The organism is Paenibacillus solani (assembly GCF_050475945.1).
Classification (GTDB): domain Bacteria; phylum Bacillota; class Bacilli; order Paenibacillales; family Paenibacillaceae; genus Paenibacillus_AQ; species Paenibacillus_AQ solani_A.
Genome location: NZ_JBCMXJ010000011.1, coordinates 1 through 15,744 on the forward strand (window position 1 = coordinate 1; position 15,744 = coordinate 15,744).

General features: G+C 49.3%; 15 protein-coding genes and 8 tRNA genes. All 23 read left to right on the forward strand.

Translation table 11 applies throughout. The features are described from left to right. Positions 1-79 precede the first annotated feature (79 nt). The 23 genes from ABEQ74_RS12875 to hisIE all read left to right on the forward strand — a co-directional run bounded on the left by ABEQ74_RS12875 (position 80) and on the right by hisIE (position 15,741). Positions 80-171: transfer RNA gene (locus ABEQ74_RS12875), tRNA-Ser, on the forward strand. Positions 172-205: 34 nt separating this feature from the next. Continuing rightward, a tRNA-Met gene (locus ABEQ74_RS12880) sits at positions 206-282 on the forward strand. A 9-nt stretch (positions 283-291) separates the two neighbouring features. Further along, positions 292-367 (forward strand) — tRNA-Val (locus tag ABEQ74_RS12885). 21 nt (positions 368-388) lie between these two features. Further along, positions 389-464, forward strand: a tRNA-Thr gene (locus ABEQ74_RS12890). A gap of 14 nt (positions 465-478) precedes the next feature. Further along, positions 479-555: transfer RNA gene (locus ABEQ74_RS12895), tRNA-Asp, on the forward strand. A 93-nt stretch (positions 556-648) separates the two neighbouring features. Next, positions 649-721, forward strand: a tRNA-Phe gene (locus ABEQ74_RS12900). 12 nt (positions 722-733) lie between these two features. Continuing rightward, a tRNA-Tyr gene (locus ABEQ74_RS12905) sits at positions 734-818 on the forward strand. Positions 819-825: 7 nt separating this feature from the next. After that, positions 826-898, forward strand: a tRNA-Lys gene (locus ABEQ74_RS12910). A gap of 140 nt (positions 899-1,038) precedes the next feature. Further along, positions 1,039-2,259: a PucR family transcriptional regulator gene (locus ABEQ74_RS12915; protein ID WP_430122581.1), complete on the forward strand. Its 1,221-nt coding sequence runs from the start codon at positions 1,039-1,041 to the stop codon at positions 2,257-2,259. A 107-nt stretch (positions 2,260-2,366) separates the two neighbouring features. Next, positions 2,367-3,491 carry an ABC transporter ATP-binding protein gene (locus tag ABEQ74_RS12920; protein ID WP_430122582.1) on the forward strand — a complete coding sequence of 375 codons (1,125 nt, stop codon included), beginning with the start codon at positions 2,367-2,369 and terminating at the stop codon, positions 3,489-3,491. Positions 3,492-3,845: 354 nt separating this feature from the next. Further along, on the forward strand, positions 3,846-4,784 hold the full coding sequence (gene hprK, locus ABEQ74_RS12925; protein ID WP_053490630.1) for an HPr(Ser) kinase/phosphatase: 939 nt from the start codon (positions 3,846-3,848) through the stop codon (positions 4,782-4,784). 19 nt (positions 4,785-4,803) lie between these two features. Further along, entirely contained in the window at positions 4,804-5,937 is a 1,134-nt protein-coding gene (gene lgt / locus ABEQ74_RS12930; protein ID WP_430122583.1) for a prolipoprotein diacylglyceryl transferase, read from the forward strand. 7 nt (positions 5,938-5,944) lie between these two features. After that, positions 5,945-6,595: a pyrophosphatase PpaX gene (gene ppaX / locus ABEQ74_RS12935; protein ID WP_430122584.1), complete on the forward strand. Its 651-nt coding sequence runs from the start codon at positions 5,945-5,947 to the stop codon at positions 6,593-6,595. Between the two features lie 13 nt (positions 6,596-6,608). Beyond that, entirely contained in the window at positions 6,609-7,115 is a 507-nt protein-coding gene (locus ABEQ74_RS12940; RefSeq protein ID WP_430122585.1) for an acyltransferase, read from the forward strand. A 174-nt stretch (positions 7,116-7,289) separates the two neighbouring features. Then, on the forward strand, positions 7,290-8,516 hold the full coding sequence (locus ABEQ74_RS12945) for an acyltransferase (protein ID WP_430122586.1): 1,227 nt from the start codon (positions 7,290-7,292) through the stop codon (positions 8,514-8,516). A gap of 347 nt (positions 8,517-8,863) precedes the next feature. Beyond that, positions 8,864-10,063, forward strand: a complete 1,200-nt coding sequence (locus ABEQ74_RS12950; RefSeq protein WP_430122587.1) for an ATP phosphoribosyltransferase regulatory subunit — start codon at positions 8,864-8,866, stop codon at positions 10,061-10,063. A gap of 49 nt (positions 10,064-10,112) precedes the next feature. Beyond that, positions 10,113-10,754, forward strand: coding sequence for an ATP phosphoribosyltransferase (gene hisG, locus ABEQ74_RS12955; protein ID WP_430122588.1), 642 nt, complete (start codon positions 10,113-10,115; stop codon positions 10,752-10,754). 116 nt (positions 10,755-10,870) lie between these two features. Then, positions 10,871-12,154, forward strand: coding sequence for a histidinol dehydrogenase (gene hisD / locus ABEQ74_RS12960; protein ID WP_430122589.1), 1,284 nt, complete (start codon positions 10,871-10,873; stop codon positions 12,152-12,154). Between the two features lie 66 nt (positions 12,155-12,220). After that, complete coding sequence (gene hisB, locus ABEQ74_RS12965; protein ID WP_430122590.1) at positions 12,221-12,826, forward strand: imidazoleglycerol-phosphate dehydratase HisB; 606 nt, start codon at positions 12,221-12,223, stop codon at positions 12,824-12,826. A 3-nt stretch (positions 12,827-12,829) separates the two neighbouring features. Further along, positions 12,830-13,447: an imidazole glycerol phosphate synthase subunit HisH gene (gene hisH / locus ABEQ74_RS12970; protein WP_430122591.1), complete on the forward strand. Its 618-nt coding sequence runs from the start codon at positions 12,830-12,832 to the stop codon at positions 13,445-13,447. 29 nt (positions 13,448-13,476) lie between these two features. Beyond that, positions 13,477-14,208: a 1-(5-phosphoribosyl)-5-[(5-phosphoribosylamino)methylideneamino]imidazole-4-carboxamide isomerase gene (gene hisA / locus ABEQ74_RS12975; protein WP_430122592.1), complete on the forward strand. Its 732-nt coding sequence runs from the start codon at positions 13,477-13,479 to the stop codon at positions 14,206-14,208. Positions 14,209-14,284: 76 nt separating this feature from the next. Continuing rightward, positions 14,285-15,043, forward strand: coding sequence for an imidazole glycerol phosphate synthase subunit HisF (gene hisF / locus ABEQ74_RS12980; protein ID WP_430122593.1), 759 nt, complete (start codon positions 14,285-14,287; stop codon positions 15,041-15,043). Next, positions 15,040-15,741 carry a bifunctional phosphoribosyl-AMP cyclohydrolase/phosphoribosyl-ATP diphosphatase HisIE gene (hisIE, locus tag ABEQ74_RS12985; protein WP_430122594.1) on the forward strand — a complete coding sequence of 234 codons (702 nt, stop codon included), beginning with the start codon at positions 15,040-15,042 and terminating at the stop codon, positions 15,739-15,741. The genes hisF and hisIE overlap by 4 nt, the downstream gene beginning before the upstream one ends. Positions 15,742-15,744: the final 3 nt, after the last annotated feature.

A 15,744-nucleotide genomic window follows, 5' to 3' on the forward strand; every position in this document is an offset into this window, starting at 1 on the left:
CTTATTTCAAAGTGCTGCAAATACGTTTCGTATCTAGTTTTCAGGGAATCAATCTCTGTAACTGCATACAAGTTATGATGGAGAGATACCCAAGTGGCTATAAGGGGACCCTCTGCTAAGGGGTTAGACTGCGTAAGCGGTGCGAGGGTTCGAATCCCTCTCTCTCCGCCATTTGAATAACTTGAAATGCAATCTAGGTTTATATGGCGGTGTAGCTCAGCTGGCTAGAGCGTACGGTTCATACCCGTGAGGTCGGGGGTTCGATCCCCTCCGCCGCTACCATACATACCTGGAGGCTTAGCTCAGCTGGGAGAGCATCTGCCTTACAAGCAGAGGGTCGGGGGTTCGATCCCCTCAGCCTCCACCATATATTTTATTTTCTCACCTTGCCGGTGTAGCTCAATTGGTAGAGCAACTGACTTGTAATCAGTAGGTTGGGGGTTCAAGTCCTCTCGCCGGCACCATTTTTATCAAATGCGGAACTGTGGTGTAGAGGCCTAACATGCCTGCCTGTCACGCAGGAGACCGCGGGTTCGAATCCCGTCAGTTCCGCCATTCTTTTTAATAAGAATAAATAATGTGGGTTTATCACATGATAAAGTATGACGTAATATACTTCGCACTTTATTTTTAGTATCAAATGCATAAGGCTCGGTAGCTCAGTCGGTAGAGCAGAGGACTGAAAATCCTCGTGTCGGCGGTTCGATTCCGTCCCGAGCCACCTTTATATCCTGGAGGCTTAGTGAAGTGGCTAAACACGGCAGACTGTAAATCTGCTCTCTACGAGTTCGGTGGTTCGAATCCATCAGCCTCCACCATTCCTAAGAGCCATTAGCTCAGTTGGTAGAGCACCTGACTTTTAATCAGGGTGTCGAAGGTTCGAGTCCTTCATGGCTCATCAGAAGAGTCGTCAACGATGTTGACGGCTCTTTTTGTGTTTGTTTTTCGCTAAATCCATTGACTATTATAGAAGGAATTGTGGTTTGTACAAGGTGATATGCTAAAATAAGAAAAAACGATAAAGTGGTGGGGTCATCAATGGTGGAGATGGAGCACATCGTTCAGAAAATTGAAGAGACATTAGGCACGACACTCGTCTTAAAAACCCTAAATGCCCAGGAGACGGCTTGGCTTACTGAGTCTAAAGCGGCCTCCAGTCGAATCGTGGATGTTAAGGGGAATGGGGAAGAGACTACAAAATCCATTAAACGCGGAGATAGCAGTACGACTCCAATATCGCCTATCTTGGATGGAGTTTATATCCATAAGAATCTAGATGAGGTCTGGTTTCCGGTGAACCCGAGCTCGAAAGAAGCGACCCGGGTGATCGCAGCACGGCGAGATACACTAACGGAATCAGAGATGGGGCTTATCACTCTTTTATTGTCGAGCCTTCAAGATACACTGCAGGGGGGAGCGGCTAAACCTAACGGTAAAGTTGAAGAAGAACGTCTTGCTCTGCAGCTGGGTGCATGGATCAAAGAGCGGCTGCATGCCGGTGAGCTGCTTGCTGAATTACCGGATGAATTACAGGCTCGGACAAGCGTCACAGAGGAAATGGTCGCATTTCTTCTAATAAATGGGAGCGAGCACGCATCTAACCCAAGTTATAAAGCATTGCATCGTCTGCTGCGCAGTTATTTTGACGGAGATATTCTCCTTGTGCCACTACAGGAGAAAGAATGGATAATTCTAGCGAAACAAGAATTGCTGAATGGAATTACATCAGATGATAAGGAAGAGGCATCCCCGGAAGGGGATCAGGATTTGTTGTCTTTATTTTGTATGGGACTCTATGAACTGATTTCGACAGAATGGGTGGGGGATTTCCATATTTCGGCCATTCCTTCCATCCCTGCGCTGCATGCTTTGCCACAGACGGTTAGCTTATTGAAGGAAACGATGACAATTGGCCGTACATTCCAGGTTAAGGAACATATTCATTTGTCGACAGGGCTTCATTTAGAACGTCTCGTTTATAGCATTCCGGAATCCCAACGAAATCAGTTTCTGAGGGAGTATGCGGCGGGGCATACCGAACTGTTTGAGGATAGCGAGACTTTATCGACATTGGAATCTTTTTTTGAGTTGGACTGTAATGTCAGCGAGACGGCTAAACATCTATATATCCATCGTAATACGCTGTTATACCGATTGGACAAGATCAAGCAAGAGACAGGTCTTGATGTGCGGAGCTTTAGCGATGCGGTATTAGTGAAAATAACTCTCTTATTGTATAAAGTAACGAAAAGGAAATAGGTTTTTTGTGCAGATTGTGTATAGCAAGACAGGTGCCTATGGGGTAATATAAGACTATAATTAATTGTATTCGATTTCATAACATTCATATGAGGGGGCAAATGCACATGGCTGGTGTACGCTTAGAGCATATTTACAAGAAGTATGCAGGTGCAGATAAAGCAACTGTAATTGACGTTAATCTGGATATTAAAGATAAAGAATTCTTGGTATTGGTAGGTCCTTCCGGTTGCGGTAAGTCTACAACACTGCGTATGATCGCAGGTCTTGAAGAAATTTCTGAAGGTAAACTATACATTGGCGACCGCGTTGTTAACGATGTAGCACCTAAAGATCGTGACATCGCGATGGTATTCCAATCCTACGCTTTGTATCCACATATGAACGTATACCAAAACATGGCATTCGGTTTGAAGCTCCGTAAGGTGAAGAAAGACGAAATCGATAAACGTGTACGTGAAGCAGCAAAAATCCTGGATATCGAGCATCTGCTTGAGCGCAAGCCGAAGGCTCTTTCCGGTGGTCAGCGTCAACGTGTGGCCTTGGGCCGTGCGATTGTCCGTGATCCGCAAGTCTTCTTGATGGATGAGCCGCTTTCCAACTTGGATGCGAAACTCCGCGGTCAGATGCGTGCCGAAATTACGAAGCTGGTTAAGCGTCTTGAAACCACTTGTATCTACGTAACGCATGACCAAACAGAAGCTATGACGATGGGTGACCGTATCGTTGTTATGCAGGATGGCATTATTCAACAAGCGGATTCCCCAGAACAATTGTATAACAACCCGAACAATCTGTTCGTTGCAGGTTTCATTGGTTCCCCAACCATGAACTTCATCACTGGTAAATTGTCCGAGCAGAACGGTGGAGTATTCTTCACTTCCCAAGGCCTGAACGTTCAAGTTCCAGGCGGTAAAGCACAATTGCTTAAGAACAAATCCATGATCGGCAAAGAAGTAATTATGGGTGTTCGTCCGGAAGATATTCATGAAGAGCCAGTATTCCTCGAAGCTTCCCCGAACACAGTCTTCAATGCTAAAGTTGACGTAACCGAGAACCTTGGTCACGAAATGCTCTTGTACCTGAGCGGCTTGGGAACAGATACAGTTATCGGCCGTGTAGACGGACGTTCGACTACTCGCGAAGGCGACAACGTAAAATTGGCACTCGACATGAACAAAGTTCATATCTTCGATAAAGAGTCCGAACTGAACGTATTGATTGAGGACTAATCTTAGTAACTCGATATCATAAAGGAAACCGCCCCTAATTGGGGGCGGTTTTTTTAGCGATATAGCAGATGTAATCTATTACCAGCCTTCATTATATGAAGAGAGGGCGAATAATTCTCCACCCTGAAATAAGACGGAGAGAATTGCATTCAATGGCTTTTTTCGATAAGATAAGCACAAAGCACGGCATACATAAGCATGTTCATACATATCGGTGAACAGGTAGATCACTGGCATAGATATAATAAAGAACATGTAGATTAATCGACCATGAAATCGTTCATCAAAACAAGCCGCCGCATGATGGCTTTGCTTGTAGATGTTCAACATACAATGGTAGAAGAGGGGTAAACCATGGCCAAGAAAGTAAAGGTGTCTGAGCTGGTCCAGCAGTTTCAGCTGGAGGTCATCGCAGGTGAGGAAGGACTGAAACGTCAGATTACAACGGACGATCTGAATCGCCCGGGATTGGAAATGGCCGGTTATTTTGAATACCATCCGCGTGAGCGGGTTCAGCTTATGGGACGTACCGAATTGGCGTTCTTCGGCATGCTGAAGCCGGAGGAGCGAATAGAACGGATGCGCAGTCTATGTACGGATGAAACGCCTTGTATTGTCGTTACACGTTCCCTGGAAGTGCCAGAGGAGCTGGTGCAGCTCGGGAATGAGCGTGGCTTGCCTATACTGCGCAGCAGTATGGCAACGACGATTCTGACAAGCCGTTTCACAAGCTTTTTGGAGCGCAAATTAGCACCGACTACAACCATTCACGGCGTATTATGTGATGTATATGGCGTGGGCATGCTGATTACAGGCTCTAGTGGCATCGGGAAAAGCGAGACCGCGCTGGAGCTGGTTAAACGCGGACATCGATTAATTGCGGATGATGCGGTGGAGATTCGCCAAACTTCCGATTTCCAACTTCATGGAACAGCGCCTGAGCTGATTCGCCATCTGCTGGAAATTCGGGGAGTCGGCATTATTAATGTAATGACACTATTCGGCGCAGGTGCCGTTCGGAATAATAAACGGATTACGCTTGTTGTTCGATTGGAGGCCTGGCAGCAGGATAAACAATATGATCGTCTGGGGTTAGATGAAGAGACTACACGAATCATTGAGACAGATATCCCTCTGGTCACGATTCCGGTTCGTCCAGGACGTAACCTTGCCGTCATTATTGAAGTGGCAGCCATGAATTACAGATTGAAGCAGATGGGTCTGAATGCTGCCCTGCAGTTTACGAACAAACTGACGGCAACGATCGCTGAAGATATGGACGATTTGGATTAGAACGAGGGGGGATAGTGTAATGCAAACATTGCTGCTTGATCCGGTGGCCTTTTCCATCGGGTCACTGCGTGTTCATTGGTATGGCTTGATTTTGGGACTGGGTGCTTTAGCAGGTCTGCTGCTGGCCATTCGCGAGGGTAAACGTTTTGGTGTTCCACAGGAATTTTTGATGGATCTGGTCTTGTTTGGCGTTCCTTCCGCTATCATAGGTGCGCGTATTTATTATGTAGCTTTTAAATGGGAAGACTATAAGGATAACTTCCTGGATGTATTCAAAATATGGAATGGCGGCATTGCCATATACGGTGCCCTTATTGGTGCAGTTGTATGTGCATTGATTTTTGTGCGCAAAAAAGGCTACTCGTTCTGGCGAATAGCAGATATTTGTGCGCCTTCATTGCTGGTGGGTCAGATGATTGGCCGCTGGGGCAACTTTGTGAATCAGGAAGCTTACGGCGGTCCTGTCAGTGAGTCCTTCTTGCGAGGCCAGCTGCATCTGCCTGATTTCATTGTGAATCAGATGAATGTACAAGGGGTATTCCATCATCCTACCTTTTTATATGAATCGATTTGGAATTTGTTAGGGATCGTTCTATTGATGATTATCCGAAGACAAAAATTCCTGCGTGCTGGTGAGCTGTTCATTGGATATTTCATCTGGTACTCAATCGGTCGATTCTTTATTGAAGCGCTGCGTACCGATAGTTTGGCATTCCAGGGCTCTACTGGAGTTGCTGATTTGATTAATAACGTGTTATGGGCACCAATGACTTGGATGGGCTTTGAGCTGGGGCATCTGGACCCCGCATATGGCAATATTCGAATCTCACAGCTGCTGTCTATTTTAATTGTCATTGGCGGCATCGTATTGATTATTGTACGCCGTGTAACAGGCCGTGCCCAAGTTCGATATTCAGATCCAATCGTGAACACCAAGACGGGAGCAGGCCCTACACCGGAGGCGGACCTCCAGGCTCATCATCCTTCTAAACCATCTGTGCCAGCTTCTGAGAAGAGTGCTGGGCAAGTTCAGAAGGCAGGAGAACCGGCTGACGGAAAGTTGCATATGCAAAGCCAAGAGACAGAAGCGGGATCAACCCGGACCGAAGACACTCCGGTAATAAAACCGGATACGGAGGACAAAAAGGAGTAGTTACAGCATGATTGAAACCGTACTGTTTGATCTGGACGGCACTATTATTGATACCAATGAATTAATTATTTCTTCATTTCTGCATGTCTTTGAGGCCCAGGCACCTGGGCCATTAACACGAGAGCAGATTATTCCGCATATGGGAACTACGCTCGAACAACAGCTGCAAACATTTTCAGGCGGCGTTGAAGATGTGAATTCACTTGTGAAGGCTTACCGTTCCTTCAATTCGCTTCATCATGACGAGATGGTCAAGCCATTTCCACATGTAAATGAAGTCGTGGAGCGTCTGCATCGTCATGGGCTTACGCTTGGAATCGTCACCACGAAGATTCGCCCATCTACGATGATGACTTTGGAGAAGTTTGATCTTGAGCGTTTCATGTCGGCAGTGATTACGGTGAATGATGTAGAACAACCAAAACCGCATCCGGAGCCTGTTCTGACTGCAGTTGAGCGTCTGGGAGCCAATCCGGCAACGACATTGATGATCGGTGACAGCCCGGTCGACATTCAGTCTGCGAAGGCGGCGGGCGTGAAGGCTGCCGCTGTTGCTTGGTCTCTCAAGGGTGAAGAGAAGCTGATGGAATATGATCCGGACTTTATTTTGAAGGATATGAGAGATCTTTACGGGATCATAGGACTTCAAGAGGAATAGGAGTTTTGGTGGCATGGCCAGGAAGGTTACCCGTTATCCCGTAGAAGGGCCCAACGCCCTATGGCAAATCTACCGGACTGTGAGCCCGTTTAAGGGTGTTAAGAACTTTATCTTCATCCAGATTGCCCGCTACTGCCCGATCCTGCCGATGAAGAATTGGATATACCGCAACATGCTCGGGATGAAGGTCGGGCGTCATACCGCTTTTGGCTTGATGGTGATGGTGGATGTTTTTTTTCCGGAGCACATCACCATCGGCGAGAATTCGGTGATCGGCTACAATACAACCATTCTGGCACATGAGTATTTAATCAAGGAATATCGTTTAGGTGAAGTGCGGATCGGGGAGAACGTGCTCATCGGCGCGAATACCACGATTTTGCCTGGGGTAACGATCGGAGATGGGGCGGTGGTTGCAGCAGGTTCCGTTGTACATAAAGATGTGGAACCGGGTACGTTCGTAGGCGGCAATCCATTGCGGGAGCTGAGCAGGACGTCGACGGAAAACGAGTCAATTTGAGGGAATATGGCAAGTTAGGTTCTCAAGCTGCTGAATTTATTGTAGAATGTTTGTAGGATAACATGACACGAAGCGATCAATAGTCCCCTGGGTATGAATGGCCTTGTGGGACTTTTTTGCCCGTCTATCTACTCATTCTATGAAAATATGAAATCAAGGGAGGCGACGCCTGACATGAGTGCTACGCTGAATAAGAAGGAGAGGCTGCCGCAGCTCGATATTTATCGTGCGCTGGCCATCCTGGGCGTGCTTCACGTTCATGCGACTTCATTTGCAACCGTAGATGCGATTGATTCGCGATTCTATTATATTATTAATTTTCTGAATATTTTCTTTAAGTACGGCACACCCTCGTTTATATTCTTGAGCAGTTTTGTGCTGTTCTACAACTATGCGGACCGGCCTCTAACCAAGGATTTGATCAAAAACTTCTACAAACGGCGTCTTCTGTACATTTTGCTGCCGTATCTGTTGTTCTCGATCATCTATTTCTTTGTTCGGATGTATCAAAATGGGCTACTGAATAGCTCGTTTGATTTATGGGCAAATCTGCCGCTGTTCTTTGAACGATTAATTCGGGGTCAGAACTATACGCACTTATATTTCGTGTTTATCAGCTTGCAGTTCTACATCCTGTTCCCGATTTTCCTCAAACTGTTCAAGTCGTCCCGTTTCCTTGTAAGATGGGCAGTTCCGATTGGTTTTCTGCTCCAATGGGGATTCATCATATGGAATAAATACGAACTGCAATATGCGTTTAAAGGAAGCTTGGCTATTTCCTATCTAGCCTATTATATGCTGGGTGCTTATCTGGCTATGAATTATGATAAATTTAAGGGCTGGCTCACGTCCGCTTGGAGTAAACAAACGGTACGGCAAAGAGTAGGTACTATCGTGTTATGGGCAGGCTGGCTTGCAATGGCATTGTCTCATGTACAGATTTGGTACAATCAGCGATTGCACGGGGCCAAATATGATTCCTTGTTGTACGAACTGTTATGGAATCTGCATACCGTCTTCTCCGCGCTTGTGTTGATGCAGCTGTCCAGCTGGCTGTATAACAGTGGCTGGAAGATCATCGTCAAGACGCTCACAAGAATTGGCGAAGTATCCTTTGCCATCTATCTGGTGCATCCTTTGTGGCTGTTCCTGTATCGAAAGTACGATCTCAAGCTGAACCCGGTAACCGATGATTATCTGATCTGGGTATATGGCGGCATGGTCACCGCACTGATTGTCAGTGCGGTGGTCGTACAGCTGGTGTTCCGGTGGGTCCCAGGCTCCTGGATGCTGCTTGGCAGCGTTCCGCGTTCGCTGAAGCCGAAGCCTAAAGCACCATCAACCCCTTCACAGAAAAAAGATATCGTCACGGGGGATAGCAAGAAATCAGTTGATCTATAATGAACATGTCTATCTACAGAAGCCGTCCGGGCCGCCGGGCGGCTTTTTGTTTTATTTTTCCCGTTAACATGTTATAAAATCCCCTTCTTCACCGTAGACATGCAGGGCAATCCTGTTCGCTCTTGTGTTACAATGATACCCAGAAGTTCTATGGATGCTGTGCTGGTTAAGGCCAGTAGGGACGAAGAATGATACATAGCAGATATAAGATATAAGCAGTGGAAAACCGTTATGGAATCCATTGACGATCAGCCAATATTCATGGTAATATAGCCAATATCCTTTAATTTATTAGCAAGGTACCACTTTACCATACTAAAGAAATTCTGAATTTGAGGTGGAATGTCATGTCTAAACCGAAAGGCTTTGAGAAACCGTCGGGCGTGCGTGATTATCTCCCTCATGCGGTCACCAAGCTGCGCCGGATTGAACGTGAAGTGCTCGCTTGCATGGACTGCTGGGGGTACCGGCAGATTATGACACCGACGATGGAATATTACGATACGGTAGGCGTGGCAAGCTCCACGTCCGACCAAAAGTTGTTTAAATTATTGAATAAGCACGGAACGACCATGGTGCTCCGCTCCGATCTGACGGCACCTATAGCACGGGTTATGTCTTCACTGCTGAAGGATGAGCCGCTGCCGGTACGATTGTCGTACCATGCGAATGTGTTCCGGGCTATCGAAGAGGAAGCGGGCCGGGAAGCGGAATTCTTCCAGACCGGTGTAGAGCTTGTAGGCGACGATACGCCGGAAGCTGATGCAGAAGTCATCGCTTTGGCGATCGAGTCCCTGAAGGCAGCCGGGGTAGAGAAGTTTAAAATTGCGATGGGACATATGGGTTTCCTTAATGGACTGCTCCAGGAGGTATTACCTGAACGGACCGAGGATCAGGAAAGCCTGAAGCAGGATCTGCTGAACCGCGACTATGTCGGCTACCGGAATACGATTGCAGGTCTGAAGCTTACAGAAGAGCAGCAGAACCGGCTGGAGGAAGTATTAAAGCTGCGCGGGGGCCGAGAGGTTGCCGGGCAAGCGCTGGATATCAGCAGTAATGAGCTGGCAAGGGCTTCGATTGAGCATCTGTGCAGAGTATGGGAAGTGCTGGAGGCATATGATGCCGCTAAACATGTACTATTTGATCTGACTATGCTCGGTGACTTCTCCTATTACACGGGAATGACGTTCGAGGGTTATGCCGCTGAATTAGGCTCACCTGTAGCCAGCGGCGGACGGTATGATAAGCTGCTCCAGCAGTTCGGCCGTGCGATACCGGCAACGGGCTTCGCTCTCAAGACCACTCGCATCCTGGATGGGGTGCAGGGAGAAGAGATCACCGAGGAGCTGCCTGTTCTGATCCGCTACACAGCTGCTTATCGAAAAGCAGGATTAGCGAAGGCATCGGAGCTACGAGCTGAAGGCCGTACTGTTATTACTTCGCTGATTTCCGATACGGATGAGGCAGTTGCTCGGGTTGAGGGAGAAGCCGCTGTATCGGGCAGCATGCTCCATCGAGGATACCAAGAGATTATTACGTTTCAATAAACATAGGAAGTTTACGATCTAAACAAGCTAAAGAAGGGAGGATATGAAAGTGGCAGAAACGTTGAAAGTAGCCATGCCGAAAGGACGAATATATAAAAAGGCATCCGCTTTGTTCCGTTCAGCCGGGCTTCCGGTTCCTCTGGATGTAGATGAGACGCGAAAGCTGGTCATTTCCTTGCCGGAGGCAGGAATGGAATTTATTCTGGCGAAGCCGGTGGATGTGCCGACTTACGTGGAATACGGTGTCGCCGATATCGGTATCGTGGGTAAGGATGTGCTGATGGAGGAGAACAAAGACGTCTACGAGCTGCTGGATCTTGGAATCGCGCGCTGCAGGATGTCCGTGATCGGCTTGCCGGATTGGAAGCCGGGTATTCATCAGCGGGTGGCCACGAAGTATCCGAATGTGGCCTCACAGTATTTTCGCGAACAAGGCCAGCAGGTAGAAGTTGTGAAGCTGAACGGATCTATTGAGCTTGCTCCTCTAATCGGTCTGGCCGACCGGATCGTGGATATGGTGGAAACCGGCCAAACGCTGAAGGAGAACGGACTGGTCGAGATGAACAGCATCTTCGAAATTACAAGCCGCTTGATTGCCAATCGTGTCAGCTACCGGATGAAGAATGATGAAATTCAGACTCTGTGCGATCGGCTGCAGGCAGTCATCCTGTCGGAGAAAGCAACTTTGTAACGACCATAACTTATAGTGAACGGGCTAAGAACAAAGATCATGTTTATGTATCAAAGCCACGATGCGCCTACGAGAACAGAAATGCGTGGCAAGCAGCGGGAATGGGGGAGATGAAGGTGAAGGTTGTATCAGCACGGGACTTTCAACTGAAAAGGGAAAATGATTACGGTACGCCGGAGCAGAATGAAGTCGTTAAAGCGATCGTAGCGGATATTCGGGCCGAAGGAGATGCTGCCTTGCTGCGGCATACCGAGCAATTGGACCGTGTCCGTCTGACCGCAAATCAGCTTCGTGTAACGGATGAGGAGCTCAAAGCGGCTTATGAGCAAGTGGAGACATCATTTGTGACGGCGATTCAGTCCGCAGCGAATAATATCCGCGCGTTTCATATGAAGCAGAAACGTAATTCCTGGATGGATCTCCAACCCGACGGCAGCATTCTCGGACAGATTATTCGTCCTTTGAAGCGCGTAGGCGTGTATGTGCCTGGTGGAAAGGCAGCCTATCCTTCATCTGTGCTGATGAACGTGATTCCGGCGCAAGTGGCGGGCGTGCCAGAGATTGTAATGGTGACACCTCCATCTACCGGCGGGAAGGAAGGAGTTAATCCTTATATCCTGGTAGCCGCAGCTGAGGCGGGCGTTACGGAGATCTACCGCGTCGGAGGGGCCCAAGCGATTGCAGCGCTGGCTTACGGCACGGAGACGATCACACCCGTGGATAAAATCTGCGGCCCCGGCAATATTTACGTTGCACTGGCAAAGCGCGAAGTATACGGAACGGTGAACATCGACAGCTTGGCCGGACCAAGCGAAATTGCCGTCCTGGCCGATGACAGTGCTGATGCAGCGTATATTGCGGCTGATTTGCTCTCTCAGGCAGAGCATGATGAGATGGCCTCCGCTGTTCTGGTGACGCCTTCCCGCAAGCTCGGAGAAGCCGTCGCCGCCGAAGTGCAGCGGCAGCTTGAGCTTCTGCCGCGCCGTGATATTGCCCGGGCTTCGGTAGACAGCTACGGCGCGGTGATTATAACGGAGTCCCTAAGTGAAGGGATTGAAGTCATTAACCGTTTGGCGCCGGAGCATCTGGAGATTATGACCGAGGAGCCGATGGCGATCGTAGGCCGGATCGAGAATGCCGGTGCCATCTTCCTGGGTCCGTATAGCTCGGAGCCGGTGGGGGATTATTTTGCCGGGCCGAATCATATCATACCGACGAATGGAACGGCACGTTTTGCTTCGCCGGTGGATCTGGACGATTTTATCAAGAAATCAAGCTTGATCTATTACAGCAAGGAAGCCTTGCTGCGAGACGGTGAACAGATTATGGAGCTGGCCCGGCGAGAAGGCCTAGAGGGGCACGCGAGGGCGATTCAAATACGCCTGGATCAAGAGCAATAAGAAACCACAGTAGCAGATGTATGTACGTTCATAATAATAGATATCCGTTTAGAGGAGGCAATCAACGTGAGCAGTTTGGATGCAGCAGCAAGATCAGCTGGCGTAAGCCGCAAAACGAATGAGACTGATATTACTCTTGATTTCAATGTTGATGGTACAGGAATTGCGGAGTTGGAAACCGATGTGCCGTTTCTGAATCATATGCTTGATTTGTTTACGAAGCATGGCCTCTTTGATCTTCGCGTCAAAGCGAAGGGTGATATCGAGATTGATGACCATCATACGGTGGAGGACATTGGAATCTGCTTGGGCCAGACCTTCCGTGAAGCACTGGGAGATAAAAAAGGCATTAAGCGCTATGCCAGTGTATTCGTGCCGATGGATGAGGCGCTTGCGCAGGTCGTTGTAGATATCAGTAACCGTCCGCATTTTGAATACCGGGCTGAATATCCTTCTCAGCAGGTAGGTTCTTTTCAAACGGAGCTGGTGCAAGAATTCTTGTGGAAGTTGGCCTTGGAAGCCCGAATTACGCTGCATGTCATCGTACACTACGGACAGAATACGCACCATATGATTGAAGCAGTGTTTAAGGCACTTGGTCGTGCACTTGATGAGGCGACAAGCGTGGATCCGCGGGTAACCGGCGTACCGTCCACGAAGGGAGTGCTCTGATCGATGGCCATTGCAATCGTAGATTACGGGATGGGCAATCTGCACTCCGTCAGTAAAGCAGTGGAGCGGCTTGGATACAAGCCGCTGGTCACGGGAGAGCGGGAAGAGATACTCGCTGCAGATGGGATCATTCTGCCGGGCGTCGGCGCGTTCGGCGATGCCATGGAGCAGCTGCGCGAAACTTCGCTGGACGCGGTCATGAAGGAAGCTGCGGCGTCGGGAAAGCCGTTGCTGGGGATTTGCCTCGGTATGCAGCTCCTGTTCAGCCAGAGCGAGGAGCATGGCAAGAATGAAGGGCTGAATATTCTGCCCGGATCGGTGGTACGGTTTCCAGGCGGTGATTACAAGGTACCGCATATGGGCTGGAATTCATTGCAGTTCAAGAATCCAGAGCATCCGTTGTTTGCGGGACTTGAGGAAGGTCATGTGTATTTTGTCCATTCGTATCATGTTCTTCCTGAGGTTCAGGCTGATTTGCTGGCAGTCACCGATTACGGTCAGCCAGTGACAGCTATCGTGGGCCGCGGCTCTGTGTATGGCATGCAGTTTCATCCCGAGAAAAGTGGGGAGCTCGGCATGAGTTTGCTGCGTAATTTCTTGGCTTTAACGGCAAGAGACTAAAATAGACCAAGTAGAAGGTGGGATTGGGGATGTCCTCTTTTATCATATATCCGGCGATCGATATTCGCGATGGCAAATGTGTACGGCTGGTGCAAGGCGATTACAATCAAGAAACAATATACAATGACAATCCGCTCGAGGTGGCCAAAGCATGGGAAGAGCAGGGCGGCAAATATATTCACCTTGTGGATTTGGACGGGGCGAAGGCAGGTCATCCAGTCAATGACGAGCTCATTGGAAGGATTGCATCGAGCGTTCAAGTTCCGGTACAAGTAGGCGGCGGCCTGCGTACGCTGGCGGATGTGGAACGGCTGCTGTCGCTCGGCGTTAGCCGGTTGATCATTGGCACGGCTGCGATTGAGGATCGCGTCTTTACGGAAGAGGTGCTGGGCAAGTACGGAGACAAGGTTGCCATCGGAATCGATGCGCGCAACGGATATGTTGCAACCCGGGGCTGGCTGGAGACGTCGGAAGTGCAAGCCGAGGTGCTGGCTAAAGAATTGGCAGCCAAAGGTGCGGAAACCTTCATCTTCACGGACATTTCCCGTGACGGCATGATGCAGGGACCTAATGTGGAGGCTATTGTCTCGCTCGCCAAGGCAAGCGGCCGTTCGGTCATCGCTTCGGGCGGCGTTACGAAGCTGGACGATTTGCTGGCGCTCAGCGCACACAGCGGCGATGGCGTAGGTGGAGCGATTGTAGGCAAGGCACTGTATACGGGGAATATTGATTTGAATGAGGCCATATCACGCATACAATAAGGTTGGCCCTTGGCCTGGTTTTTGTTCGATTAAACCTGAAGAAATGAGTTTATTCAATGGGGAAGAGGGGAAAAGGATGCTAGCAAAACGGATCATACCTTGCCTGGACGTGAAAGACGGCCGGGTGGTGAAGGGTGTTAATTTTGTGAATCTGCGTGATGCGGGCGATCCAGTCGAATTGGCGGCACTCTACGATCAGGAAGGCGCAGATGAACTGGTTTTTCTGGATATCTCGGCATCGGTTGAAGGCCGGGCGACGATGGAGGAAGTCGTACGTCGAACGGCTGGAGAGATCGCTATCCCGTTTACGGTTGGGGGAGGCATCTCGTCAGTTGAGGACATGAAGCGGATTCTGCGTGCCGGCGCGGATAAAATCGGAATCAACACGGCAGCAGTAAGACAGCCGGAACTGATCTCGGACGGGGCGCGCAAATTCGGCTCCCAATGCATCGTTGTGGCAGTCGATGCCAAATACAATGAAGCTTGGGGAGAATGGGAAGTGTACACGCATGGCGGACGGACGCCATCCGGGATGAAGGCGCTGGATTGGGTGAAGCAGGCGGAAAGCCTGGGCGCAGGAGAAATCCTGTTGACCAGTATGGATGCGGATGGAACGAAGGATGGCTTCGATCTGGCGCTGACCTCGGCCGTATCCTCGGTGGTACGGATCCCTGTCATCGCGTCTGGCGGCGCTGGCAAAGAAGATCACTTCTATGATGTTTTCACCGAAGGCAAGGCGGATGCAGGTCTTGCGGCAACCATTTTTCACTATAAGGAAATCTCAATTCCTCATCTGAAGCAGCATCTCAGTCAAAAAGGAGTGGAAATACGATGAGCGAAGATATGTTGAAGGATTTATCTCTGGAGCAGGTCAGTGAGCATATCCGTTGGGATGTTTCGGGCTTGGTGCCAGCGATTATACAGGATGCAGAGAGCAAGCAAGTACTGATGATGGCTTATATGAATCGGGAATCTCTTCGGTTGACGCTGGAAAGCGGCGAGACTTGGTTCTGGAGCCGTTCGCGCGAAGAGCTGTGGCATAAGGGAGCAACCTCCGGCAACGTACAGACCGTGGTTTCCATGACGTATGATTGCGATGGAGACACTCTTTTGCTGCAGGTGAAGCCGATGGGACCAGCCTGTCATACCGGACAAACGACCTGCTTCTACAATGAGATTACCATTCAGGGGCAGGAGTGCGAGCCCGCGAGTCCAAGTGCACCAGAAGGCAGCGGACGCTTTGATGTTCTGGCAGAGCTTGAGAACGTCATTGCCCAGCGCGAGGTAGAGCGGCCGGAAGGCGCATATACAACATATTTATTCGATAAAGGTGTAGATAAGATCCTCAAGAAGGTGGGCGAGGAAGCTTCAGAAACGATTATCGCCGCCAAAAATAAAGATAACGCTGAGCTGAAGCTGGAAATCAGCGATCTGATTTACCACCTGCTGGTCCTTCTTCAGGAGCGGAAGCTTCCGCTCGATGAGATCATGGATGAGCTGAGCCGCCGCCATGAACGGCCACGGCGCGATTAGGAG

Bases quoted from the DNA above. Each gene is read 5' to 3' on its own strand.
- ABEQ74_RS12945 (WP_430122586.1), top strand. From the start codon at position 7,290: ATGAGTGCTACGCTGAATAAGAAGGAGAGGCTGCCGCAGCTCGATATT.
- hisF (WP_430122593.1), top strand. From the start codon at position 14,285: ATGCTAGCAAAACGGATCATACCTTGCCTGGACGTGAAAGACGGCCGG.
- ABEQ74_RS12950 (WP_430122587.1), top strand. From the start codon at position 8,864: ATGTCTAAACCGAAAGGCTTTGAGAAACCGTCGGGCGTGCGTGATTAT.
- hisH (WP_430122591.1), top strand. From the start codon at position 12,830: ATGGCCATTGCAATCGTAGATTACGGGATGGGCAATCTGCACTCCGTC.
- ppaX (WP_430122584.1), top strand. From the start codon at position 5,945: ATGATTGAAACCGTACTGTTTGATCTGGACGGCACTATTATTGATACC.
- hisIE (WP_430122594.1), top strand. From the start codon at position 15,040: ATGAGCGAAGATATGTTGAAGGATTTATCTCTGGAGCAGGTCAGTGAG.
- hisA (WP_430122592.1), top strand. From the start codon at position 13,477: ATGTCCTCTTTTATCATATATCCGGCGATCGATATTCGCGATGGCAAA.
- ABEQ74_RS12940 (WP_430122585.1), top strand. From the start codon at position 6,609: ATGGCCAGGAAGGTTACCCGTTATCCCGTAGAAGGGCCCAACGCCCTA.
- lgt (WP_430122583.1), top strand. From the start codon at position 4,804: ATGCAAACATTGCTGCTTGATCCGGTGGCCTTTTCCATCGGGTCACTG.
- ABEQ74_RS12915 (WP_430122581.1), top strand. From the start codon at position 1,039: ATGGTGGAGATGGAGCACATCGTTCAGAAAATTGAAGAGACATTAGGC.
- hprK (WP_053490630.1), top strand. From the start codon at position 3,846: ATGGCCAAGAAAGTAAAGGTGTCTGAGCTGGTCCAGCAGTTTCAGCTG.
- ABEQ74_RS12920 (WP_430122582.1), top strand. From the start codon at position 2,367: ATGGCTGGTGTACGCTTAGAGCATATTTACAAGAAGTATGCAGGTGCA.